This window comes from Nocardioides secundeburneus (assembly GCF_039939255.1).
Classification (GTDB): domain Bacteria; phylum Actinomycetota; class Actinomycetes; order Propionibacteriales; family Nocardioidaceae; genus Nocardioides.
In genome coordinates this window covers 226,251-248,409 of sequence record NZ_JBDUUE010000004.1, presented here as the reverse complement: position 1 = coordinate 248,409, position 22,159 = coordinate 226,251, and the positions used below count along the sequence as shown (strand labels likewise).

The following is a 22,159-nucleotide window of genomic DNA, read 5'->3' as shown; positions in this document are numbered from 1 at the left end:
TGATCGCGGGTCAGCCCAGGTACGCCCGCACCGCCGTCACGAGCGCCGCGGCGTACCGCTGACGGCCCGCCGGCCGCGTCATCGTGCGCGCGTCGCCGGCGTCGCGCATGTTGCCGAGCTCGACCAGCACGGTCGGCACGTCGGAGAGGTTGAGCGTGCCGAGGTCGCGGCGGACGTCGATGCCGTCGCGGCCGCGGTAGGTCGACGACGCGAAGCCGCGACCGCGCAGGGCCTTGCGGACGTCGAAGGCGAGCGCACGGGAGGGGCGCGCGATGTCGTCGGTCCACGGCGCCCGCGCCGGCGGCCGGACGACGTGGAAGCCGTGGGCCCCCGGCTCGTAGGAGCCGTCGGCGTGGATGCTGATCTTGACATCGGCGCGCGACCGGTTGCCGGCGCGGCCCCGGACGTCGACGCAGGGGCCCCACCGGCGGTCGCTGTTCGTCTTCCGGGTCATGACCACCCGGGCACCGAGGCGCTTCAGCCGGTGCCTCGCCAGCCGGGCGACCTGGAAGGTGAAGGTCGCCTCGGGGTAGCCGGCGTCGGTCGAGGTGCCGGTGGTGTTGCACGGCTTGGTGAACCCGCCGGCCGGCACCGGCCGGTTGATCCGGTCGGGGAAGTTCCGGTTGCCGAGCTGGTGCCCGGGGTCGAGGACGACGGTGCGCCCGGCGAGCGGCCGGACCGGGGTGGACGGCGACGCCGACGACGTCGGCGAGGCGGTGGCGGACGACGTCGACGTGGCGACCGGTCCGGGCGCGGCGTCGGAGCCCGATGCGCAGCCGCTGAGCACCGACGCGGCCAGCGTCAGCGCCACCGCCGCGGCCGCCGTCCGGGAGGTCACTCGTAGCCCAGGATCTCCTGGCGCCGCTCGGCCCAGGCCAGGGCGGAGGCGATGCCGTCGTCGAGGCTGAGCTCGGTGCGCCAGTCGAGGAGGCGGGCGGCCTTGTCGGCGTTGGCGAACGCGCCGATCGCATCCCCCGGCCGCGGCCCGGCCTCGGTGATCGGCACCGGCGAGCCGAAGACGCGCTCGAAGGCGGCCACCAGCTCGCGCACGGTGGTGCCCTCGCCGCCGCCGATGTTGAGCACCGTCGAGGTCTCGCCGACCTCGGCGAGCACGTGGTCGAAGCGCTCGACGGCGCGCACGTGGGCGCGGGCGAGGTCCCAGGCGTGGATGTAGTCGCGGATGCCCGTGCCGTCGCGCGTCGGGTGCTCGGTGCCGGTGATGGTGAACGACGGCTTGAGGCCGCGCGCGGCGAGCACGAGCTGGCCGATCACGTGGCTCGGCTCGCGCACGTAGATGCCCGACTCGAGGTCGGGGTCGGAGCCGATCGGGTTGAAGTAGCGCAGGATCACCGCACGCAGGTCGGTCGCGGCCGCGAGGTCGATGAGGACCTGCTCCATCATCCGCTTGGTGCGGGCGTAGGGCGAGGCGGGGTCGAGGGGGTCTTCCTCGACGACCTCGAAGTCGTCCTTGGCGGCGTACAGGCTCGCCGACGACGAGAAGAGCACGCGGGTCAGGCCGAGCGCGGTGAGCTCGTCGAAGAGCTCGAGCGACTTCGCGACGTTGTCCTTGTAGTAGAGGTAGGGCTGCTCCATCGACTCCGGGACGACGATGCGGGCCGCCATGTGGATGGTGGCGTCGAGGTCGGGGTGCTCGGCGGCGATGCGGCGCAGCAGCTCGCGGTCGGCGATGTCGCCCTCGTAGAAGACCCGGTCGCGGGTGAAGACCCGGGGGCCGTTGAGCAGCGAGTCGAGGACGACGGGCGTGTGCCCGGCCTCCTCGAGCGCCTTGCAGGTGATCGAACCGAGGTAGCCGGCGCCGCCGGTGACGAGGACCTTCACGACGAGCAGGCTAACGGCCCGGGTGGTCGCGACCGGGAGCGCACGTCGCCGACCTCTGATCCCGTGCGGGCAGCACCGATCGCCGGCCCCCGTTGCTGGCAGGATCGAGCCATGGCACCCGCGCCCTCCGCACTGATCACCGGCATCACCGGTCAGGACGGCCTCTACCTCGCCGAGCTGCTCGTCGCGAAGGGCTACGACGTCCACGGCCTCATCCGGGGCCAGAACAACCCCAAGCTCGGCCTGGTGCGCGAGCTGCTGCCGACGGTGACGCTGCACAACGGCGACCTGACCGACATGAGCAGCCTCATCCGCGCGCTGCGCGAGTCCGACCCCGACGAGGTCTACAACCTCGGCGCCGTCTCGTTCGTCGCCTACTCGTGGGAGCAGGCCGCGCTCACCACCGACGTCACCGCCAAGGGCGTGCTCAACATGCTCGAGTCGCTGCGCCTGCACTGCCGCGACGACCTCGGGCGGGTGCGGTTCTACCAGGCATCGAGCTCGGAGATGTTCGGCAAGGTGCAGGACGTCCCGCAGCACGAGCGCACCCTGCTGTGGCCGCGCTCGCCGTACGGGGTCGCCAAGGTCTTCGGGCACCACATGACGATCAACTACCGCGAGTCGTACGGCATGCACGCCTCGAGCGGCATCCTGTTCAACCACGAGTCGCCGCGCCGCGGTCCGGAGTTCGTGACCCGCAAGGTCAGCCAGGCGGTCGCGCGCATCCACCTCGGGCTCCAGGACGAGCTCGTGATGGGCAACCTCGACGCCGAGCGCGACTGGGGCTTCGCCGGCGACTACGTCGAGGCGATGTGGCTGATGCTGCAGCAGCCGGTCGCCGACGACTACGTCATCGGCACGGGCGAGACCCACTCGGTGCGCGAGTTCGTCGAGACGGCCTTCGCCCACGTCGGCATCGACGACTGGGAGCGCTTCGTCCGCTTCGACGAGCGCTTCGTGCGCCCCGCCGAGGTCGACCAGCTGATCGGCGACGCGGCCAAGGCCCGCGACGTCCTGGGCTGGAAGCCGAGGGTGAGCTTCACCGAACTGGTCTCGCTGATGGTCCAGGCCGACATCGAGGCGTTCCGCGCCGGCTGGAAGTGACTCCTCCGATGACCCGGGCCCTCGTCACCGGCGTCGGCGGCCAGGACGGCGGCTACCTCGCCGAGGCCTTGCTCGACGACGGCGTCGAGGTGCACTCGCTCGGCCTCGGGCACGACGTCGTGCCCGCCGGGGTGGTCGGCCACGTGGGCGACCTCGCCGACGTCGACGCCACCCGTGCCCTCGTCCGCGACCTGTCCCCCGATGTGGTCTACAACCTCGCCGCGATCTCCTCGGTCGCGCTGTCGTGGGAGCAGCCCGACCTGGTCGCACGGGTCAACGGCACCGCCGCGGTGGCGCTGCTCGAGTCGGCGCGGCTGGTGGGTGCCCGCGTCGTCCAGGCCTCGAGCGCCGAGATCTTCGGCGAGCCGGCGACCTCCCCCCAGGACGAGTCGACGCCCGTCCGGCCGCTCAACCCCTACGGTGCCGCCAAGGCCTACGCCCACCTGGCCGTCGAGGTCTACCGGCGGCGCGGCCTCCACGCATCGAGCATGGTGCTGTACAACCACGAGTCACCACGTCGTCCGAAGCAGTTCGTGACCCGCAAGATCACCTCGACCGTCGCCGCGATCGCGCGCGGCGAGGCCGACCGGCTCGTGCTGGGCAATCTCGACGCCCGTCGCGACTGGGGCTGGGCACCCGACTACGTCGCCGCGCTCCGCCTGGCCGCCGCGGCCGACCAGCCGGACGACTACGTCATCGCCACCGGCGTCGCGCGCTCGGTGCGCGACTTCGTCGGAACGGCCTTCGCCCGCGCCGGGGTCAGCGGCTGGGAGCGGCTGGTCGAGGTCGACGAGGCGTTCGTGCGTCCGGCCGACGCCACCGAGCTGGTCGGCGACGCCTCCCGCGCGAGGGCCCGTCTGGGCTGGGCTCCCACGATCGGCTTCGAGGAGGTCGTCGGCCGCATGGTCGACGCCGACCTGCACGGTTGACCACGCCTCGGCACGACGAGCCGTACCTGACCATGAGACCGCCGTGGCCCGTCGCGTCCGCTGGAAGCGCCACGGCACGCCGAGCTCCGCTCGGCCGGCTATCCGTGCTCGAGCAGCCCCAGCAGGTAGGTGCCGTAGCCGCTCTTGAGCAACGTCTCGGCGATGGCGCGCAGCTCGTCGTCGTTGATGTAGCCCATGCGCCAGGCGACCTCCTCGGGCGCGCCGACCTTCGTGCCCTGGCGGGCCTCGATCGCGCGGACGAAGTTGCTGGCGTCGTTGAGGTCGTCGAACGTGCCGGTGTCGAGCCACGCCGAGCCGCGCGGCAGCACCTCGACCTGCAGGCGGCCCTCGTCGAGGTAGAGCCGGTTGAGGTCGGTGATCTCGAGCTCGCCGCGGGCGGAGGGCTTGAGCGAGGCGGCCTTCTCGACGACGTCGTTGCCGTAGAAGTACAGCCCCGGGACGGCGTACTGGCTGCGCGGCTGGGCCGGCTTCTCCTCCAACGAGACGGCCCGGAACTCGTCGTCGAACTCGACGACGCCGTAGGCCGTCGGGTCGGCGACGCGGTAGCCGAACACGGCGGCGCCGTCGAGGTCGGCGAAGCGGCGCAGCCGGGTGCCGAGGCCGCCGCCGTAGAAGATGTTGTCGCCGAGCACGAGGCCGACCCGGTCGTCGCCGATGTGGCCGGCGCCGATGACGAACGCCTGCGCGAGCCCGTCGGGGCTCGGCTGCACGGCGTAGGAGATCGAGATGCCGAAGCGGGAGCCGTCGCCGAGCAGGCGGACGAACTGCTCGGCCTCGTGCGGGGTGGTGATCACCAGCACGTCGCGGATGCCGGCCAGCATCAATGTCGAGAGCGGGTAGTGCACCATCGGCTTGTCGTAGACCGGCATCAGCTGCTTGCTCACGGCGTGCGTGATCGGGTGCAGCCGCGAGCCGGTGCCACCGGCCAGGATGATTCCGCGCATGTGCCCCATCGTGTCGCATCGAGGCACCGTCGTCAGATTCGCCGCCTCGACCCTCGCAGCCGACATTCGGACCAGGCACCGCTGCCTCGTAGAGTGCACCGCGTGCAACGGATCCTCGTCACCGGCGGCGCCGGCTTCATCGGCTCCAACTTCGTCCACCACCTCGTGCACCAGACCGACGCGGTCGTCACGGTGCTCGACAAGCTGACCTACGCGGCCTCCCGCGAGTCGCTGGAGGGTCTGCCCGCCGACCGCGTGAGCCTGGTCGTCGGCGACGTCGCCGACCAGCCGCTGGTCGAGGAGCTCGTGGGTGAGCACGACGCCGTGGTGCACTTCGCGGCCGAGTCCCACAACGACAACTCGCTGAGCGAGCCGGGCCCGTTCATCCAGACCAACATCGTCGGCACGTTCGTGATCCTCGAGGCGTGCCGCAAGCACGGCGTCCGGCTGCACCACGTCTCGACCGACGAGGTCTACGGCGACCTCGAGCTCGACGACCCCGCCCGGTTCACCGAGGCCACGCCGTACAACCCGAGCAGCCCCTACAGCGCCGCGAAGGCCGGCTCCGACCACCTCGTCCGGGCATGGGTGCGCTCGATGGGGGTCGAGGCGACGATCAGCAACTGCTCGAACAACTACGGGCCCTGGCAGCACGTCGAGAAGTTCATCCCGCGCCAGATCACCAACGTGCTCGACGGCGGTCGGCCGAAGGTCTACGGCACCGGTACCAACGTGCGCGACTGGATCCACGCCGAGGACCACAGCTCGGCCGTCTGGACGATCCTGCAGCGGGGCCGCATCGGCGAGACCTACCTCATCGGCGCCGACGGTGAGAAGAACAACCTCGAGGTCGTGCAGATGATCCTGACGAACCTCGGCCGCCCGGCCGACGACTACGACCTCGTCACCGACCGCGCCGGCCACGACCTGCGCTACGCGATCGACTCCACCAAGCTGCGCACCGAGCTCGGCTGGACGCCGGCCTTCCCCGACTTCGGCGAGGGCCTCGCGCGCACGATCCAGTGGTACGCCGACCACCGCGACTGGTGGGGCCCGCACAAGGCCGCCACCGAGGCCTCCTACGCAGCCAAAGGTCAGGCCTGAAGCCGTGCCCAACGACCTCGCCGTCGAGACCACGCCGATCCCCGGCCTGCTCGTCGTCCACCTGCCCGTGCACGAGGACGCCCGCGGCTGGTTCAAGGAGAACTGGCAGCGCGAGAAGATGGTGGCCCTCGGCCTGCCCGACTTCGACCCCGTGCAGAACAACGTCTCGTTCAACGCCCGCCGCGGCGCCACGCGCGGCATCCACACCGAGCCGTGGGACAAGTTCGTCTCGGTGACCAACGGCCGCGCGTTCGCGGCCTGGGTCGACATGCGCGACGGCGACTCCTACGGCACGACCTTCACGATCGAGCTCGACCCCGGCACCGCCGTGTTCGTGCCGCGCGGCGTCGGCAACAGCTACCAGACCCTCGAGGACGGCGTCGCCTACGCCTACTTGGTCAACGAGCACTGGCGTCCCGGCCTCACCTACCCCGCGCTCGACCTCGCCGACCCGACCGTGGCGATCGACTGGCCGATCCCGCTCGACGAGGCCGAGATCAGCGACAAGGACCGCGCCAACCCGCAGCTGGCCGACGCCGTGCGCATGCGGGCGCGCACGCCGCTCGTGATCGGCTGCCACGGCCAGCTCGGCCGGGCGCTCATGGCCGCCTTCCCCGACGCCGTCGGCGTCGACCTCGACGACCTCGACGTCACCGACCCGGCTGCCGTCGCCGCATGGCCGTGGCACGAGCACTCGGTGATCCTCAACGCCGCGGCCTACACCGCCGTCGACCAGGCCGAGACGCCCGAGGGCCGGGTGGCCGCCTGGGCCGCGAACGCCGCCGCGCCGGCCACCTTGGCCACGGTGGCCGACGCCCACCGGCTCACGCTGGTGCACGTCTCCACCGAGTACGTCTTCGACGGCACCCGCGAGGTGCACGACGAGACCGAGCCCGTCTCGCCGCTCGGGGTCTACGCCCAGTCGAAGGCGGCCGGCGACCTGGCCGCCGGCACGGCCAAGCGGCACTACGTCGTCCGCACGTCGTGGCTCATCGGCGAGGGCCACAACTTCGTGCGCACGATGGCCCGCCTCGCCGGCGACGGCGTGCGGCCCAGCGTCGTCGACGACCAGGTCGGCCGGCTCACGTTCACCACCGAGCTGGTGCGCGCCATCCGGCACCTGCTCGACGTGGGCGCCGACTACGGCATCTACCACGTGAGCAACGGCGGCGAGGCGATGTCGTGGGCCGACGTGGCCGCGGAGGTCTACGCGCTCAGCGGCCGCGACGCCGCCGACGTCGGCCGGGTGACGACGGAGGAGTACTTCGCCGGCAAGGCGCTCGCACCGCGGCCCCTGCACAGCACCTTCGACCTCACCAAGCTGGCTGCGACGGGGTTCGAGAGCGAGCCCGCCATGCGTGCGCTCCGCCGGTACCTGTCCGCCTGACCCGCCGGCTCGCGCGGGCGCGAATCCGACGTCCGGGGCCGCGGAGGGCGTCAGCGCCGGTAGAGGCTGGCGAGCGCGGGTCGCACGTCGGCGAGGTAGACGAGCGCGGCGATCAGGAGGATGAAGTTGATCAGCAGCAGCGGGACCGGCACGAAGAAGAGCACGACCCCGATGCCGAGGATCGTGCACCACGTCGGCTTGTTGAGCTTGCCGGCGGCCTCGTAGGCCTCGGGCTTGTAGAGCAGCGAGTTGACGAAGGCGAAGATCGAGACGGTCAGGCACGCCAGGTAGATGACGAGCCGGACAATGCTCTCGGCCTCGAAGACATTCATGGTGGCAGCACCCTAACGTGACGACGCCTGACCGGACACGCCGAACACCCGGGCCTCCGCAGCTCATACCTGCGGAGGCCCGGGTGGCACGCGTGCGGCGAGGCTCAGAACAGCGTCGGCTGCTCGTCGCCGGCTCTTCAGCTGGCCGACGTGGCCTTCTTGGCCGGGGCCTTCTTGGCGGCCGGCGCCTTCTTGGCGGTGGTCTTCTTGGCAGGCGCCTTCTTGGCCGTGGTCTTCTTGGCCGTGGTCTTCTTCGCGGCGGGGTTGGTCGTGTTGACCTTGACCTCGACGGAGGCGCTCGAGGGCAGCTTGGTGCCCTTGACGACGGCCTCGCCACGCTTGGCCAGGTCGGTGTAGGTGCTGACGACGGTGCCGGTCACGGTGCCGGCGTACTCCTTGGCGGCGGCCTGCGACTTCGTCGGCAGGGCCTGCAGCTCGGCGACCCGGGCCTCGACGGCGGCGCGGCGGGCCTTGGCCTGCTCGAGCGCGGACTTCTGCAGCTTGGCGGCGTCGAAGTCGGTCACGGTCTTCTGCACGTCGCTCACGCGGGCGGTGGCGTCCTTCTGCAGGCCGTTCAGCCGCTTCTGCACGTCGGCGACGTACTCCTTGACGGCGGTGACGGCCAGGTCGCCCGCGCCGACGCCGGCGTAGAGCGGCTTCTGGGCGGCCGCGGGGATCTCGAGGGACTTGAAGTCGATCTTGGTCTTCGCCATGGGTCAGCTCTCCTGAGGGTGGGTAGTGGCGGTGGTGGTGGTTTCTTCGTCGTCGTCCGCGGGCCGTTCGGCGGCGTTGAGCGCCAGGAACGACGAGTAGACATCCAGCAACGACTGCTTCTGCCGCTCGGTGAGGCCCGCGTCGGCGAGGACGGCCAGCTCGACCGTGCCTCCGGCACCCGGCTCCGGGCTGACGATCCCCGCGCGCACGTAGAGCTGTTCGGCGGAGATGCGCAGCGCCTTCGCGATCTGCTGCAGCACGTCGGCCGAGGGCTTGCGCAGACCGCGTTCGATCTGGCTCAGGTAGGGGTTCGAGACGCCGGCCTGCTGGGCGAGCTGCCGCAGGGAGAGTCGCGACGCGAGCCGCTGCTCCTTGAGGTAGTCGCCGAGCGACTCGACGGTCTGCCCGACCTTGCTCTTGGCCATGCCTCCATGGTGCTAGCAGCAGCTAGCAAAACGCAAACAGAGCTAGCGTGGGTCTGGTCACAGCGATACCCCCAAGGGTCCCGGGCTAACGGACGCCGGCGACCACCGAGGTCATCCGCGCGCGGAAGTTCTCCTCGGAGAAGTACTCGGAGTGGCGGCGGATGGCGTGGGGGTCGAACGAGACGGCGTCCATGCGGCGCAGCGCGTCGGCGAAGGCGTCGGCGTGCTGGTGGTGCGTCGCCCCGTGCGGGTGCACGAGCAGGCCGGTCTCGCCGTCGCGCACGTAGTCGAGGGCGCCGCCCTCGCCGAGCGCGATCACCGGGGTGCCGCAGGCCATCGCCTCGACCGGCACGATGCCGAAGTCCTCGACGCCGGTGAACAGCAGGCCCCGGGCCCGGCGCATGAGGTCGAGCATCGTGGCGTCGTCGACGCGGCCGGCGAACTCGATGCCGGGGCCGGCGTGGGCACGGCACGCCGCCATGGCGCGCCCCTCCCCCACCACGATCAACCGGACGCCGGCGCGCCGGGCCGCGCTGACCGCGACCTCCGGGCGCTTGTAGGGCACCAGGCGGCCGGCGATGAGGTAGAAGTCGTCGCGCTCGACGCCCTCGTCGACACCGAAGAGGTGCGTGCGCACCGGCGGCGGGACGACGAGCGCCTCGCGACCCCACCAGTCCTCGATGCGCTGGGCGACAGCGGTGGAGTTGGCGACGAGGCGGTCGGGGCGGGCGGCGGCGCGGCGGTCGGCGGCACGCTGGGTGGAGGCGAACGCGGTCAGCCCCACCTCGCCGATGCGGCCGCCGGGCTCACCGGCCCGGGTGCCGGCCTCCCACATCCACCGCGCGGGCGTGTGCACGTAGCTGACCATCGGGACGCCGTCGGGCACCCGCACCCGCTGGGCGAACGCGTGGTGGGAGGTGAGCACGAGGTCGGCGTCGGACAGGTCGGCGCGCGCCATCGCCATCGGCAGCAGCGGCAGGAGGTGCGCGTAGCGACCGTCGTTGCGGTAGAGCCGCTGCAACCCGCTCGTGCGCACGCTGGACGCCGGCACGCCCTCGGGACGGCCGCGGTCGTCACCGACGGGTACGAACACCTCGGCGCCCGGGAAGGCGGTGACCAGCTGTTCGACGACCCGCTCGGAGCCGCCCAGCTCGGTGAACCGCTCGTGGACGACGACCGTGCGGCTCACGCGGTCGCGCCTGCCGTCGCCTCGCGTCGCTCGTCGACCCCGGCGGCGTCGTCGGAGCCACGGGACTCGCGGCCCGGCGAGCGCACCGACTCGCGCAGCGCCACGGCGACGACGTCGAGGTCGAGCGCGCGCATCGTGGTGACCTCGCTCTGGATGGCGCGCCGGCTCGTGCGCTGGTCGACCTCGAGCACGACGGGTCCGGACAGCGCGGAGGCCAGCGGCAGCAGGTCGTCGACCGTGGCCACCTCGGCCGCGAGCACGACGCGCTCGTCGTCGCCGGCCGTGGCGCTCGAGCCGTCGGAGACGTCGTGGAGCACGACGAGGTCGCCGCGGGCCGCGAGCAGGTCGGCCAGCAGGCCGGCGCTGCGCCCCTCGGCGCCGGCGCCGACGCCGACCACGACGACGTCGCGGGCCTCGCCGATCGCCGGAAGCAGGGGCGCGACCGCGGTGGCACCGGCCGAGGCCGGGACGACGGTGGCGGCGAGGCCGGTCGCGCGGGTGACGTCGGCGGCGGCGTCGCGGGCCGACAGCGAGCCACGGAACGCCCGCACCAGGACGACGCCCTCGGCGGTCAGGACGAGGAAGACCAGGAAGGCGAGCAGGGCGTCGCGCAGCGGTCGCGGCGCGTCGGGCGACTCGGGGACGTCGGCGGGCTCGACCAGGGCGAGGCGCCACGGGTTGGTGTCGGCCAGCGTGCGCAGGGCGCCGAGCAGCGCCTCGCGCTCGCGGTCGAGGGCGCCGACGGCGAAGATGTCGTTGGTCGCCGCGGTGCGGCGGCGCTCCTCGGCCACCGCGGCGATGGAGTCGGTGATCGCCGACCGCTTCTCGGCGACGTCGTCGGCCTGGTCGGTGCGCACCTGGTCGCCGAGCACCTGGGCCACGGCGTCGGCGAGCACGGCCGCCTCCTCGCCCGACTCGCCGGAGGCGCTGATGACGACGAACCCGGGCTCGTCGCCGGCGTCGGTGGTGATCTCCTCGGCGGCGTCGCGGACGGCGTCGCTGTCGTCGTCACGGCCGAGCAGGCCGAGCGCCGCCTCGACGACCCCGGGCGTCGCGGCCCGGCCGCTGACCTGCGTGGCGTAGTAGGACACCTGCGGAGTCGGGTCGCTGTCGTCGGTGACGGGCACCCGCACCTGCACGGTCGCCGACGCCGTATAGTGCTCCGGCGCGGTGGAGCGCCAGGCGAACACGCCGACGGCCGCGACGACCGCCACCGCGAGGACGATCCAACGCCTGGCCCAGACGCCGGCCGCCTGCTCGAGTAGATCCATGGGCCTCAGTTTGCCCTGCGGAGCATGCTCCTCAGGGCGAAGTAGGCCGGTTTGGGCTGTCCGTCGTGACCGATCAGACCGAAATTCGACTCGATGTCGGCAGGCTCGTTGCTCAGGTCGCGCAACGCGTACAGGTAGATCGGCCCCGTGAACGGCAGCCGGCGGGCCAGCGTGATGGCCTGGGTGATCATCTGGGCCTGCAGGTCGCCGGGCACCGAGCGGTCGCTGGCGCCGGTCGGGGCGCCGTACTCGGTCATCCAGATCTTCTTGCGGCCGTCACCGGCGCGGCGCATGACGTCGTACATCGCGCGCATGCGGAAGAAGGTGTTCCAGCTCTCGGTGCTGCCCGGCAGGGCGGGATAGCTGTAGGGGTGCACCGACACCGCGTCGAACCGGCGGCGGTCGACGCCGGCGGCGTAGACCTGGCGCAGGAAGGTGACCGGGGAGTAGGCGCTGCCGTCGGCGGCGTCGTCGGCGGGCGAGAAGGCGCCGATGACGATGCGGGCCCGGGGCGCGCTGCGGCGGATGGCGGCGCCGACCACGTCGACCATGCGCGCGTAGACGACGGGGCTGGGCAGGTCGCCGTCCCAGCCCATGGTGCGGTTGGGCTCGTTCCACAGCTCCCACGAGCGCACCTGCGTGCGGTAGCGACGGGCGGCCGCGCCGACGAAGCGGGCGAACTGCCGGCGGCCGGCGGCCTCCTTGAGCGGGCGGGCCCAGTGGGGCCGGTAGCCGGTGACGGCCAGCACCTGGAGGCCGGCCTGGCGGGCCGAGCGGATGACCCGGTCGGTGTCGGCCCAGTTGTACTGGCCCGGGCTCTGCTCGATGCGGGCCCAGCCGACGTCGAGGCGGACCCGGTTGACGCCGGCGCTCTTGGCGGCACGGAAGTCGGCGGCCTGGGCGGCGGGCGAGAGGTCGATGACGCCGAAGCCGGGGCTGACGCCGACCGGCACCCGGGGCGCCTTCCACTTCTTGCGCTTCTTCTGGCGCCGCTCGGCGGCGTCGGCCGTGACGGCGTTCGCCGCGCCCGGCTTGGCCGCGCTCACGGACGCCGCGGCCAGCGGCTCACGGGCCGAGGCGGTCGGCACGGCCAGCAGCGTGACGGCGAGGGCCATCGACGCGAGCAGCGTGAGGGGGATCGCTCGACGGCGAGCGCGTTGGGGGTGCGCAGAAAAGCGCGTGTTCGCGACCATGTCGCACACGTCCTCTCCCGGCGGTGGGGGGGAGACCGCCGGACGAGATCAGCATGCCAGGACTGTGACGGGACGCGACACCGCTGGGGGTGACATAGGGTCGAACGATTCGGGTAACCACTCACAACGAGCCAGACGAAATGTCCGATCGGTGGTTGCGCCGCTCGGCCAGGGCGACGGCGGCGTCGACCACCCGCCACGCCGCGCTCGAGCCGGCGCGCACCTCGACGGTGTCGTAGCCGCCGTTCGACCACTGCCTCTTGGTCTGCGAGACCCCGAGCAGCATGTCGACCCGACGGACGCCGTGGTCGGGTGCGATGCGGAAGGTCTCGCGGAACATCAGGTGCCCGGGGCTGTACCTGGCCCCTGCGGGGTCGTAGCGGGTGGTGAAGAGCGACATCGTCGCGGTCGACGGCGTCAGCAGCGCGAGCAGGAACGAGACCGGGTGCTCGTCGACGTAGGCGACCAGCGTGATGCACCGGCCGGCGTCGGCCTCGCGGCGCAGGTAGTCGAGGGTGAACCCGCCCCACGGCTCGTGGAGCAGGTGCTGCTTGGGGGCGGCCGCCTCGGCGTGGTCGAAGACCTGCCGCAGGTCGGGCAGCAGCTCCTCGAGCTTGGCCCGGTCGACCGCGACCTGCACCGAGTAGGTGCGGCCGTCGGCGGCGAGGTCGCGGTCGGCCCGCCGGAGCACGCGACGCGCGTGGCGGGCGCTGGGCGCCTCGAGGTGGGCGAGCCCGGTCTCGCCGAGCTCGGTGACCGGGCACCGGTCGCGCGGCGTGACGGTGACCGGACGACGGGGCCGGTCGAGGGCCACGAGGGCCGCCAGCGCCGGGCTGTCGGCCCGGGCCTCGACGAGGTCGAGCACGCGGCGCGGCGAGAGGAGCGTCGTCCAGAGCAGCGTCGCGGCGTCGTCGCGCCCGGGCGCGACGAGCACCTCGGAGACGGTGCCGAGCCCGTGCCCGAGCCACCGGACGACGCCGATCGGGCCGGCGCGCCGCTCGTGCAGGGGCGCGAGGGCGACGAGCCGGTCGCCGTCGTGGACGGCGCCGACGAGCAGCCGCCCCTGGCCGACGTGGTGCCACCAGGTCAGCGCGTAGGAGGGGCGCACGAGCGGTCCGGCGCCGACCTCGTCGGCGAGGGCGTCCCAGGCGTCGGCGAGGTCGGCGGCCCGGGCGGGGTCGCTGACCAGCTCGCACCGCAGGCCCGCGGTGGGGATGACGTCGCCGGTGTGCTGCTCGACGACGCGGTCGAGCTGGTGGTCGGGCCAGGTGCCGGCCGGGCGCGCGAGGTGGTAGGCGAGGCGCGTGGCGTCGTGGTGCTGGCCCATGGTCAGGCGCGGCAGCCGGAGGCGGTCGTCGTCGACGCCGATGCGTCCGTTGAGGAAGGTGTAGGCCGCCTCGTAGCCGGCGTCGGCGACGGCGTCGAGGGCGGCGCGGTCGAAGTGGCCGAACGGGTAGGCGAACTGGGTGACCGCTCGGCCCTGGAGCTGCTCGAGCCGGTCGCGGGTGCCGCAGACCTCGTCGCGGAGCCGCCCGGGCTCGAGGCCCGCGAGCGAGACGTGGGTGCGGGTGTGGGCGGCGATGTCGAAGCCGAGCGTGACGGCCTCGGCGAGCTCGACGCCGGTCATGGTGCGGCCCATCTGGGGCCACCAGGCCGGGTGCTCGCCCCAGCCGTCGCCGACGACCATCAGCGTGGCCGGCGCGTCGAGCTCGACCAGGGCCGGCAGCGCGTGCCGGGCCACGCCCTCGAGCGCGTCGTCGAAGGCGATGGCTGCGAGCCCGTCGGTGGGCTCGCCCCGGGCGGCGCGGGCGCCGATCGCGTCGAGCGGCACGACCTCGAAGCCGAGCCGGCGCACCACCTTCACGTGGGTGACCAGCTGGGCGAGGGTGACGTCGAGCGGGTCGCGCAGCTCGGTGCGGGTGCCGACGACGTCGTGGTAGGCCAGCACGATGCCGCCACCGTGGGCGGCGCGACCTGACGCCGCCCGGCCGACGGCGGCCACGACCCCCGAGCTCTTGTCGAGCGCCGTCACGACCGGGGCCCGGGCCCGGCCCCGTCGGCGCTCGCGGCGGCGAACCTCTCGCGGGCCTCGGCCAACGTCGCGACGAGCCTGGCCGTGGAGGCCTTGGCGTCGTAGGTGGTCGCGAACCGCTCGCGACCGGCCTGGCCCATGCGCGCGCGCAGCGCGGGGTCGTCGATGAGCTCGCGCAGCACCCGGACGAGGCCGGCGTCGTCGTCGCGGGCGACGAGGCGCCCGCACTCGGGCGGCACCATCTCGGGCATCGCCGACAGCTCCAGCCCGACGACGGGCAGGCCCGCGCACATCGCCTCGATGACGGCGTTGGGCGCCTGGTCGATCGTGCTGGGGAAGCAGAAGATCGCCCCGGCCCGCAGCACCTCCCACAGCCGGCCCGAGCCCACCGTCACGTCGTGCACCGCGCGCACGTTGCGCCCGGGTGGCACCTCCTCGGTGGTCACGAGCACCAGCTCGGCGACGTCGGCGAGGTGCTCCTGGTGGAGCCGGTGCAGCCGCAGCGCACCCTTGCGCCCGAGCTGGCGACCCACGAAGACGATCTGCGGCAGGCCCTGGGGCGCCACCGTGCCGGGCGCCGGACCGTCGCCGAGGTCGGGCGCGGTGATGCCGAACGGGTAGGTGCGGAGCCGGTCGTCGCCGACGCCGTAGTCGTCGCGGATCGACTCGGCCACCCACGCGGTGTTGGCGACCACGAGGGTGGCGGCGTCCCAGACCGGCTGCTCGAACCGCCGGGCCTGCTTGACCGCCCACGGGGTGAACCGGGTGGCCTCGCGGTAGGGCAGCCGGTAGGCGTTGAGCACGTTGGTGGAGTCGGTCGAGACGACCGAGGGCATCGAGGCGATGATGTCGGCGCTGCGGAGCCCGGCGTTCTGGGTGTAGACGTGCAGGGCGTCGTAGCGCGGGCCGGCCGCGCCGACCTCGCCGAGGCGGAGCAGGATGCGACGACGCACCCACCGGCTCAGTGCCAGCTGGGCCCGCAACGACTGGAGGTCGAGGTCGAGGCGCCCGAGCCCGGGCACCCGGGTGCCCACGGCCCGACGCAGTCCGCTCGGCGGCGGGACGTCGATGAAGTCGGCCTCGACGTCGGGGTGGTCGACCAGCGCACGACGCAGGTGGGTGTGCACGCTGGCGTGGCCACCGATGTTCTCGTTGACGAAGAGCACCCTCACGGGGCACCACCCTGCCGCACGGAGCCCGCGACGGTGTCGAGCTGTCCGAGGAGCGCGTCGACCTGGCGGTCGGCGTCGTGCGCGCGGCGCACCCGCTCGAGGCCCATGACCGCATGCTGCTCGCACAGGTCGGCGTCGTCGAGCAGGCGCGCGAGGGCCGCGGCGAGCGCCGGCGCGTCGCCGGGCGGCACGAGCACGCCGGCGCCGTCGAGCACCTCGGGCGAGCCGCCGTGGTCGCTGGCGACCACCGGGACGCCGATGCTCATCGCCTCGAGCACGTTGAGCGGGCACGCCTCGGGGTCGGTGCTCGCGCTGACCGCGACCGTCCAGCCGGCCATCACGCCGAGCGGGTCGGACTGGTGGCCGAGCACGGTGGCCCGCTCGCCGAGCCGGGTGCCCTCGAGGCGGGCGCGCACCGAGGCGGCGTAGTCGGCGTCCTTGGGCAGCTGGCCGCCCATCAGCTCGACCCGCACGGGCCGGTCGATCATCCAGAGCGCGTCGAGGAGGACGTGCTGGCCCTTCCAGGACGTCAGCAGGCCGTTGAGCCCCACGACGGGCGGGCGCTCGGCCGACACGGCCGGGCGCGGGGCGCGCTCGCGGCGCGCGACGCCGTTGTGGACGACAGTGACCTCCGGCCCGCTGCCGGGAACGTCGTCGCGCAGCCGCACCGCCACGGCCTCGGACACCCCGACGACCCGGGCCAGCCCGGCCCGGCAGGCGCGGTAGAGCCGCAGCCGGCTCGGCGCGACGACGACGTCGTGGGCGAGCCACACGGCCGGCGCCGACCGGGCCGCAGCGGCCAGGCGCACGGTGGGCAGCGCGAGCAGCGAGTTGACCAGGACGACGTCGGCCTCGCGCGCGGCCCGCCGCAGGGTGCGGGCCGCGCGGCCCCACCGGGCGACGGTGCGCACCGCCGCGGCCGGACGCGGTCCGTCGGCCAGGCCGAGCTCGGGCACCGCCCGGTGCCGGGCGCCGGTGGCGGCGACCTCGGCCGCGAGCGGGCCGTCGGGGCACAGGCACTCGACGTCCCACCCCCGGCGGACGGCGGCCGCGAGCGTGCGCAGCAGCACCCGCTCGGCGCCGGAGACCTGGCCGGTGGCGTTGAGGGCGACGAGCCTCACGAGCGCACCTTCCGCAACGACCCGCTGACGCCGGAGGCCGCCAGCACCCCGCCGGCGGTGGCGGCGCCGAGGAAGGCCGCGACGGCCAGGGTCGCGGCGAGCACCCACGGCAGCACGAGGTCGGCGCCGATCCCGACCCCCACGCCGGCGCCGATGGCGACCGGGACGACGAGGAAGCGGCCCAGCCCCCAGGGCCGCAGCTCGCGCACCCGGAGCAGCAGCACGCACAGCATCGTCAGGACGACGACCTCGGAGATCAGCGTGGCCACCGCGGCGCCGCGGTAGGAGTAGGCCGGGATGAGGGCGATGTTGAGCCCGAGGTTCAGCACCAGCCCGGCGAGCATCACCAGCGGGTAGCCGCGGTGGCGCTCGATCGCGACCAGGCAGGTGATGGCCAGGCTGGTCAGCAGCGCCAGGCCGATCGCGACGGCGAGGACCTTGGTGGCGTTGGCGCCGACCGCGTAGTGCTCGCCGTACAGCACCGAGGTGAGCGGCTCGGCGAAGCCGACGAGCCCGACGATGGCGGTGCCGCCGAGCAGGCCGAGCAGCATCGTCGAGCGTCGGACGGCGGCGCGGAAGCCGGCCAGGTCGCCGGGCCAGGTGGTGACCAGCACGGTCAGCAGCGGCACCGTGACCGCGACGGCCACCGACTGCACGATGTCGATGAACTTGTAGGAGACCCCGTAGATGCCGACGGCGTCGAAGTCGTCGAGCTGGGAGAGCATGATCGCGTCGACGCGGTAGTAGATGGTGGCCAGGCCGAGCCCGACGGTGAGGGGCAGCGCCTCGCGCAGCATGCGCCACCACAGCGCCCGGTCGACACGCAGGCGGATCGGCACGAGGCGGTGGGCGGCCGGGATCTTCCAGGCCAGGATCACCACCTGGCACAGCACCGCGGGGATGCAGAACAGCAGCAGGGTGCCGCCGGCCGCGGCGAGCGCGGCGGTGAGCGCGAACTGGGCCGCCAGCCCGACGACGCCGAGCACGCTCACCCCGCCCATGCGCAGCCGGGCCTGGAAGACGACGTCGAGGGCCGACGACGGGGTGGCCAGCAGCACCACCACGCCCGCCACGGCGGCGCCGACCGCGACCCGCGGGTGACCGAGGGCGAGCACGATGACGATCACCAGGACGTAGCCGACCACGCCGAGCAGCGTGCGGAGCAGCAGGTAGGCCCCCGCGAAGTGGGCGGCGTCGCCGCCGGCGAGCGGCTGGCCGTCGTCGCCCTCGAGCTCGCCGAGCATGCCGCGGACGGCGATGCGGCCGATGCCCATGTCGGTGACCACCGACATCAGCCCGAGGATGGTGAAGATCAGGGTGAAGCGACCGAAGTCCTCGATCGACAGCGTCCGGGCGATGAGCAGCGTGCCGCCCCAGCCGAGCACGGCCTGGCCGAGCCGGCTGCCGATGAGCCAGCTGGTGTTGAGCAGGGCGCGGTGGCCCTGGTCGTCGTGGTGCTCGCCGAGGGCGTCGTCCGGCGCACGGTCCGGCACCTGGTCGGTCGCCTCCTCGGTGGCGGGTCGTCTCAGCACGGGACGTCGAGCCTTCGGTAGACGGACAGGGTCTGCGCGGCCGTGTCGTGCCAGCGCAGTCGGGCGGCGGCGTCGACGCCCGCCGACCGCAGGCCGGCGTTGGTACCAGCGTCGCAGACGACCTCGCGCAGCGCATCCACGAGCAGGTGCTCCTCGTCGGCCGGCACCAGCCGGGCGCCGTCGCCGACGACGTCGGGCAGGGCGCCGACGCGGGTGGTGACGACGGCGGCCCCGCAGGCCATGGCCTCGACGGGCGGCAGGCCGAAGCCCTCGTAGACCGAGGCGTAGGCGACGCAGTCGGCGGCGGCGTAGAGGCCGGGCAGGTCGGCGGCGGGCACGTAGCCGAGCGGGCGCGCCGAGGCCGGCACGCTCACGCCCGGCGCGACCGCCCCACCGACCAGCAGGCTGACGCCGGCGCGCTCGCAGGCGGCGGCGAGCAGGTCGACGCGCTTGCGGGGCTCGACGTTGCCGAGGTAGAGCACGCTGCGTGCGGGCAGGTCGTAGTGGCGACGGACGCGCTCGACCTCGGCGGCGTCGGGCGGCGACATCTCGGGCCCGGCCGCGAGGTGCGTGACGGTGCTGCTGCGCCCGAACAGGGCGGCGATGCGCTCGGCGGTGAAGTTGCTGACGGCGATGATCTCGTCGGCCCGCCGGACCGCGCGGCTGACCAGCAGCCGCTCCCCGCGGGCGCGGACGCCGCCGTGCGCCCACGGCACGTCGAAGACCGACAGGTCGTGCACGGTGATGACCAGAGGGCCCTCGGTGCGCAGCGGCAGGTCGACGTCGAGGCCGTGCAGCAGGCCCGGGCCAGGTCGCATGGTGAGCCCGGCCAGGGCGCGGCGGGCGCCGCTGGAGACGGGGTGACGCACGGCCTCGACCGAGGCGGGCAGCTCGCCGGCGGCGTCGTCCTGCACGTGCGCGACCAGCGGGGTGCCGGTCGCGGTGCTCAGCGCGCCGAGGAGCTCGCGGACGTAGGTCTGGACCCCGCTGCCGCCGGGGCGGAGGGCGAGGGCGTTGAAGCTGATGCGGTGTCCAGGCACAGGAGGATCCCCACGGTGAGCCAGAAGTAGAAGTCGAGCGGGAAGATCTCGAGGTAGGTCGAGACGAGCGAGGCGGCCGCGGCGCCGATGGTGGCGGCGGCGATGCCTTGGGCGAGGGCGCGGTCGTCGCCCTCGGTGCGGCGGGCCGCCGCGAAGGCGGAGGCGATGATGCCGGCGCCGAGCAGCAGGAACAGCCACAGGCCGATCGGACCGAGCTCGATGGCGGTCTTCACGTACTGGTTGTCGGGCAGGTAGAGGTCGACGCCGGTGGTCGACGGCACAGTGACCAGCAGGTCGGGGTCGACGCCGAGCTCGAGCGACTTCTCCGCGGCCGCGCCCGTCGTCCCGACGCCGTTGCCGAGCGGTGCGGCGGCGACCAGCGAGATGATGTCGGACCAGCCCGACGTGCGCTCGCCGAGGCTGCTGGAGGAGAAGTAGGCGGTGAGCGCCGAGGCCGGCACGAAGGCGAGCGCGACGAGCGCGGGGACGCCGGCGTGCAGCAGGCCGCGGAAGCGCCACGCCGCCAGCACGAGGCCGCCGACGACGAGGGCGAGCATCGCCCCGCGCACGACCGACGACGCCATGGCGACGACGAGGAAGGGCGAGGCCACGAGGAAGAGCAGGTTGCGGGTGCGCTGCCAGTCGGCCATCGCCACGGGGAGAGCGACGAGCAGCACGAAGCCGAGGTAGAGGCCGAACGAGAACGGCTGGGTGAAGGTGGAGAACGAGCGCATCAGGTCGCCGGAGAACCGGATCGCGGTGTTGTACTCCCACCCGAGGGCGTTGAGCCGCTCGGGGCCGAGCACCTGCTGCACGAGCCCGAAGGCCCCGACGGCGACGGCGGTGCCCATGAGGATGGTGACCAGGCGGTCGCGATCGCGCGCGTCGAACGGGCAGCGCCAGAGGATGATCGGCACCAGCAGGTAGAAGTAGCCGATCTTGAAGCCCCAGGTCCCGACGGTGCCGCCGACGACGACGGCGGAGACCAGGCCGAGGGCGACGAAGACCACGAGGGCCGGCACCCAGCCGGGCAGCCGCGACAGCAGCGTCTCACCACCGTCGGGCGGACGACGGCGGGCCGAGGCCGGCGCGACGAACGTGGCGGCGAGGGTGGCGCAGGTCAGCGCCTCCTTCCACGGCCCGACGGTCTCGCCGAAGGACACGATCTGCAGGAGCCCGTCGAAGGGCAGCAGGAGCGCGAGGATCAGCAGCCCGAGCTGCGGGCGACGACAGACGGCGAGCGCGACGTGCCCCAGCACGACCGCGCCCACGAGTGCGAGGGCGGCGGCCTCGAACGAGTCGAGGACGCCGAGGCTCACGAACCGCGCCTGAGCAGGACGGTGCCGACGGTGCGGGTGATGATCTTGGCGTCGAGCCAGAGCGACCAGTTCTGGATGTAGTAGTTGTCGAACCGGGCGCGCTCGGCGATCGAGGTGTCGCCGCGCAGGCCGTTGACCTGGGCCCAGCCGGTGAGGCCGGCCGGGGTGCGGTGGCGCGAGTGGTACTGCGGGACCTCGGCGCTGAACTGGTCGACGAAGACCGGGCGCTCGGGGCGCGGCCCGACGATGCTCATGTCGCCCCGCAGCACGTTGACCAGCTGGGGCAGCTCGTCGATCGAGGTCGCGCGGATGAACTTGCCGACCCGGCCGAGGCGGGCGTCGCCGTTGATCGACCACACGGCGCCGGCGTCGGCCGGCAGGCGCAGCGAGCGGAACTTGTAGATGGTGAACGGCGCACCGTCGAGGCCGACGCGGACCTGGCGGAAGATGATGCCCTTGCCCATCTCGAGCCGGACGGCGAGGGCGACGACGAGCAGCAGCGGGGACAGCGCGAGCAGGGCACCGCCCGAGGCGACGACGTCGAAGGCGCGCTTGAGGCGCCACGACGGGGTGCGCCAGGTGCCGCGGCGGAAGCGCGTGAGGGGGATGCCCCACAGCTCGTCCATGTCGCGGCTGCGGTGGTGCAGCTCGTAGTGGCTGGGCACGGCGAAGACCTCGGTGTCGAGGCGGTCGCACTCGCGGACGGTGTCGACGACGCTCTCGCCCTCGACGCCCGAGGCGATGATGACCTCGCTGATGTGCTCGCGGCGCACCAGGCGGGCGAGGTCGTCGATGCCGCCGAGGTGCGGGACGTCGAGGTCGCGGAAGTCGCTGGGGATCTCGTCGTCGACGAAGCCGACGGGCACCAGGCCGTACTCGGGGTGGTCGAGGGCCGAGCGCACGAGCTTGCGGCCGACCTCGCCGGTGCCGAGCACGAGGAGGCGGTGGGCGAACAACCCACGGCGTCGGGCCTCACGCACCACAGCGTAGAGGCCGGCGCGCAGGCCCGCGAGCGTGCCCATGAGGACGGCGATCTCGACCGCGGCGGAGAGCGGGGTGATGGCCCGGGTGATGTCGGCGAGGTGGTGCGCACCGATGCCGGCGATGGCGGCGACGAGCAGCGAGGGCATGTCGTCGAGCACCGAGACGGTCAGCCGGGCGCGGTAGAGGCTCAGCGTCTGCGCGGCGACGACGACCGCGGCCACGGCGGCGACGTAGGCCGGCCACCAGGCGAAGGCGCCGACGAGCAGCAGCGTGAGCGCCACGGCGACGGCGTCGACGGCGACGAGCGCCGGCGGGAGCAGGTGCCGGCGGTGCGGCATCGTGAGAGCATCGCCACCCGCGGGCCCGACGAGGTCGGCCGTGTCGGCCGGGCCCATCGGCTCGAGATGACGGTTGGTGGCGTTGACTGCCTCGAGACGGAACACCCGTGCGGCCGACGCTCGCGTCGTTTCCCCCCATACGGACATGACTTGCTACTCCTGTCGTGGG

At 73.4% G+C, this 22,159-nt stretch carries 20 protein-coding genes; 4 read left to right on the top strand and 16 right to left on the bottom strand.

What is annotated here, in order from left to right; genetic code table 11:
• Positions 1 to 10: 10 nt before the first annotated feature.
• Complete coding sequence (locus ABFT23_RS12155; protein ID WP_347895495.1) at positions 11 to 838, bottom strand: N-acetylmuramoyl-L-alanine amidase; 828 nt, start codon at positions 836 to 838, stop codon at positions 11 to 13.
• The gene (gene galE / locus ABFT23_RS12150) at positions 835 to 1,941 is read right to left on the bottom strand and encodes a UDP-glucose 4-epimerase GalE (protein WP_457623455.1); all 1,107 of its coding nucleotides are present in this window, start codon (positions 1,939 to 1,941) and stop codon (positions 835 to 837) included. Before galE ends, ABFT23_RS12155 begins: the two co-directional genes overlap by 4 nt.
• A gap of 9 nt (positions 1,942 to 1,950) precedes the next feature.
• On the opposite strand from galE, the gene ABFT23_RS12145 reads away from it, so the two are divergent.
• On the top strand, positions 1,951 to 2,943 hold the full coding sequence (locus ABFT23_RS12145) for a GDP-mannose 4,6-dehydratase (RefSeq protein ID WP_347895491.1): 993 nt from the start codon (positions 1,951 to 1,953) through the stop codon (positions 2,941 to 2,943).
• An 8-nt stretch (positions 2,944 to 2,951) separates the two neighbouring features.
• The gene (locus ABFT23_RS12140) at positions 2,952 to 3,872 is read left to right on the top strand and encodes a GDP-mannose 4,6-dehydratase (RefSeq protein WP_347895490.1); all 921 of its coding nucleotides are present in this window, start codon (positions 2,952 to 2,954) and stop codon (positions 3,870 to 3,872) included.
• Positions 3,873 to 3,970: 98 nt separating this feature from the next.
• On the opposite strand, the gene rfbA is transcribed toward ABFT23_RS12140, so the two are convergent.
• A complete protein-coding gene (gene rfbA / locus ABFT23_RS12135; protein WP_347895488.1) occupies positions 3,971 to 4,837 on the bottom strand; it encodes a glucose-1-phosphate thymidylyltransferase RfbA in 867 nt (288 codons plus the stop codon).
• 102 nt (positions 4,838 to 4,939) lie between these two features.
• Here rfbA and rfbB point away from each other — a divergent pair, with 102 nt between their 5' ends.
• Positions 4,940 to 5,941: a dTDP-glucose 4,6-dehydratase gene (gene rfbB / locus ABFT23_RS12130; protein WP_347895486.1), complete on the top strand. Its 1,002-nt coding sequence runs from the start codon at positions 4,940 to 4,942 to the stop codon at positions 5,939 to 5,941.
• Positions 5,942 to 5,945: 4 nt separating this feature from the next.
• Positions 5,946 to 7,328: a bifunctional dTDP-4-dehydrorhamnose 3,5-epimerase family protein/NAD(P)-dependent oxidoreductase gene (locus ABFT23_RS12125; RefSeq protein WP_347895484.1), complete on the top strand. Its 1,383-nt coding sequence runs from the start codon at positions 5,946 to 5,948 to the stop codon at positions 7,326 to 7,328.
• Between the two features lie 50 nt (positions 7,329 to 7,378).
• On the opposite strand, the gene ABFT23_RS12120 is transcribed toward ABFT23_RS12125, so the two are convergent.
• The 13 genes from ABFT23_RS12120 to ABFT23_RS12060 form a co-directional block, all read right to left on the bottom strand.
• A complete protein-coding gene (locus ABFT23_RS12120) occupies positions 7,379 to 7,660 on the bottom strand; it encodes a DUF2516 family protein (protein WP_347895482.1) in 282 nt (93 codons plus the stop codon).
• 137 nt (positions 7,661 to 7,797) lie between these two features.
• Positions 7,798 to 8,373, bottom strand: a complete 576-nt coding sequence (locus ABFT23_RS12115) for a hypothetical protein (RefSeq protein ID WP_347895481.1) — start codon at positions 8,371 to 8,373, stop codon at positions 7,798 to 7,800.
• Between the two features lie 3 nt (positions 8,374 to 8,376).
• Entirely contained in the window at positions 8,377 to 8,799 is a 423-nt protein-coding gene (locus ABFT23_RS12110) for a helix-turn-helix domain-containing protein (RefSeq protein ID WP_347895479.1), read from the bottom strand.
• 85 nt (positions 8,800 to 8,884) lie between these two features.
• Positions 8,885 to 9,988 carry a glycosyltransferase gene (locus ABFT23_RS12105; protein ID WP_347895477.1) on the bottom strand — a complete coding sequence of 368 codons (1,104 nt, stop codon included), beginning with the start codon at positions 9,986 to 9,988 and terminating at the stop codon, positions 8,885 to 8,887.
• Positions 9,985 to 11,259, bottom strand: a complete 1,275-nt coding sequence (locus ABFT23_RS12100) for a Wzz/FepE/Etk N-terminal domain-containing protein (protein ID WP_347895475.1) — start codon at positions 11,257 to 11,259, stop codon at positions 9,985 to 9,987. Before ABFT23_RS12100 ends, ABFT23_RS12105 begins: the two co-directional genes overlap by 4 nt.
• A gap of 5 nt (positions 11,260 to 11,264) precedes the next feature.
• A complete protein-coding gene (locus tag ABFT23_RS12095) occupies positions 11,265 to 12,374 on the bottom strand; it encodes a cellulase family glycosylhydrolase (protein WP_347895473.1) in 1,110 nt (369 codons plus the stop codon).
• Positions 12,375 to 12,573: 199 nt separating this feature from the next.
• Positions 12,574 to 14,484 (bottom strand): GNAT family N-acetyltransferase, encoded by a 1,911-nt coding sequence (locus ABFT23_RS12090; protein WP_347895471.1) that lies wholly within the window; start codon positions 14,482 to 14,484, stop codon positions 12,574 to 12,576.
• Positions 14,481 to 15,656, bottom strand: a complete 1,176-nt coding sequence (locus ABFT23_RS12085) for a glycosyltransferase family 4 protein (RefSeq protein WP_347895470.1) — start codon at positions 15,654 to 15,656, stop codon at positions 14,481 to 14,483. The genes ABFT23_RS12090 and ABFT23_RS12085 overlap by 4 nt, the downstream gene beginning before the upstream one ends.
• Positions 15,653 to 16,777: a glycosyltransferase family 4 protein gene (locus ABFT23_RS12080; RefSeq protein ID WP_347895468.1), complete on the bottom strand. Its 1,125-nt coding sequence runs from the start codon at positions 16,775 to 16,777 to the stop codon at positions 15,653 to 15,655. The genes ABFT23_RS12085 and ABFT23_RS12080 overlap by 4 nt, the downstream gene beginning before the upstream one ends.
• On the bottom strand, positions 16,774 to 18,309 hold the full coding sequence (locus ABFT23_RS12075) for a flippase (protein ID WP_347895466.1): 1,536 nt from the start codon (positions 18,307 to 18,309) through the stop codon (positions 16,774 to 16,776). Before ABFT23_RS12075 ends, ABFT23_RS12080 begins: the two co-directional genes overlap by 4 nt.
• Positions 18,303 to 19,349, bottom strand: coding sequence for a glycosyltransferase family 4 protein (locus ABFT23_RS12070; RefSeq protein ID WP_347895464.1), 1,047 nt, complete (start codon positions 19,347 to 19,349; stop codon positions 18,303 to 18,305). Before ABFT23_RS12070 ends, ABFT23_RS12075 begins: the two co-directional genes overlap by 7 nt.
• Positions 19,256 to 20,668, bottom strand: a complete 1,413-nt coding sequence (locus ABFT23_RS12065) for an O-antigen ligase family protein (protein ID WP_347895462.1) — start codon at positions 20,666 to 20,668, stop codon at positions 19,256 to 19,258. The genes ABFT23_RS12070 and ABFT23_RS12065 overlap by 94 nt, the downstream gene beginning before the upstream one ends.
• Positions 20,665 to 21,990, bottom strand: coding sequence for a sugar transferase (locus ABFT23_RS12060; protein WP_347895460.1), 1,326 nt, complete (start codon positions 21,988 to 21,990; stop codon positions 20,665 to 20,667). Before ABFT23_RS12060 ends, ABFT23_RS12065 begins: the two co-directional genes overlap by 4 nt.
• Between the last annotated feature and the right edge of the window lie 169 nt (positions 21,991 to 22,159).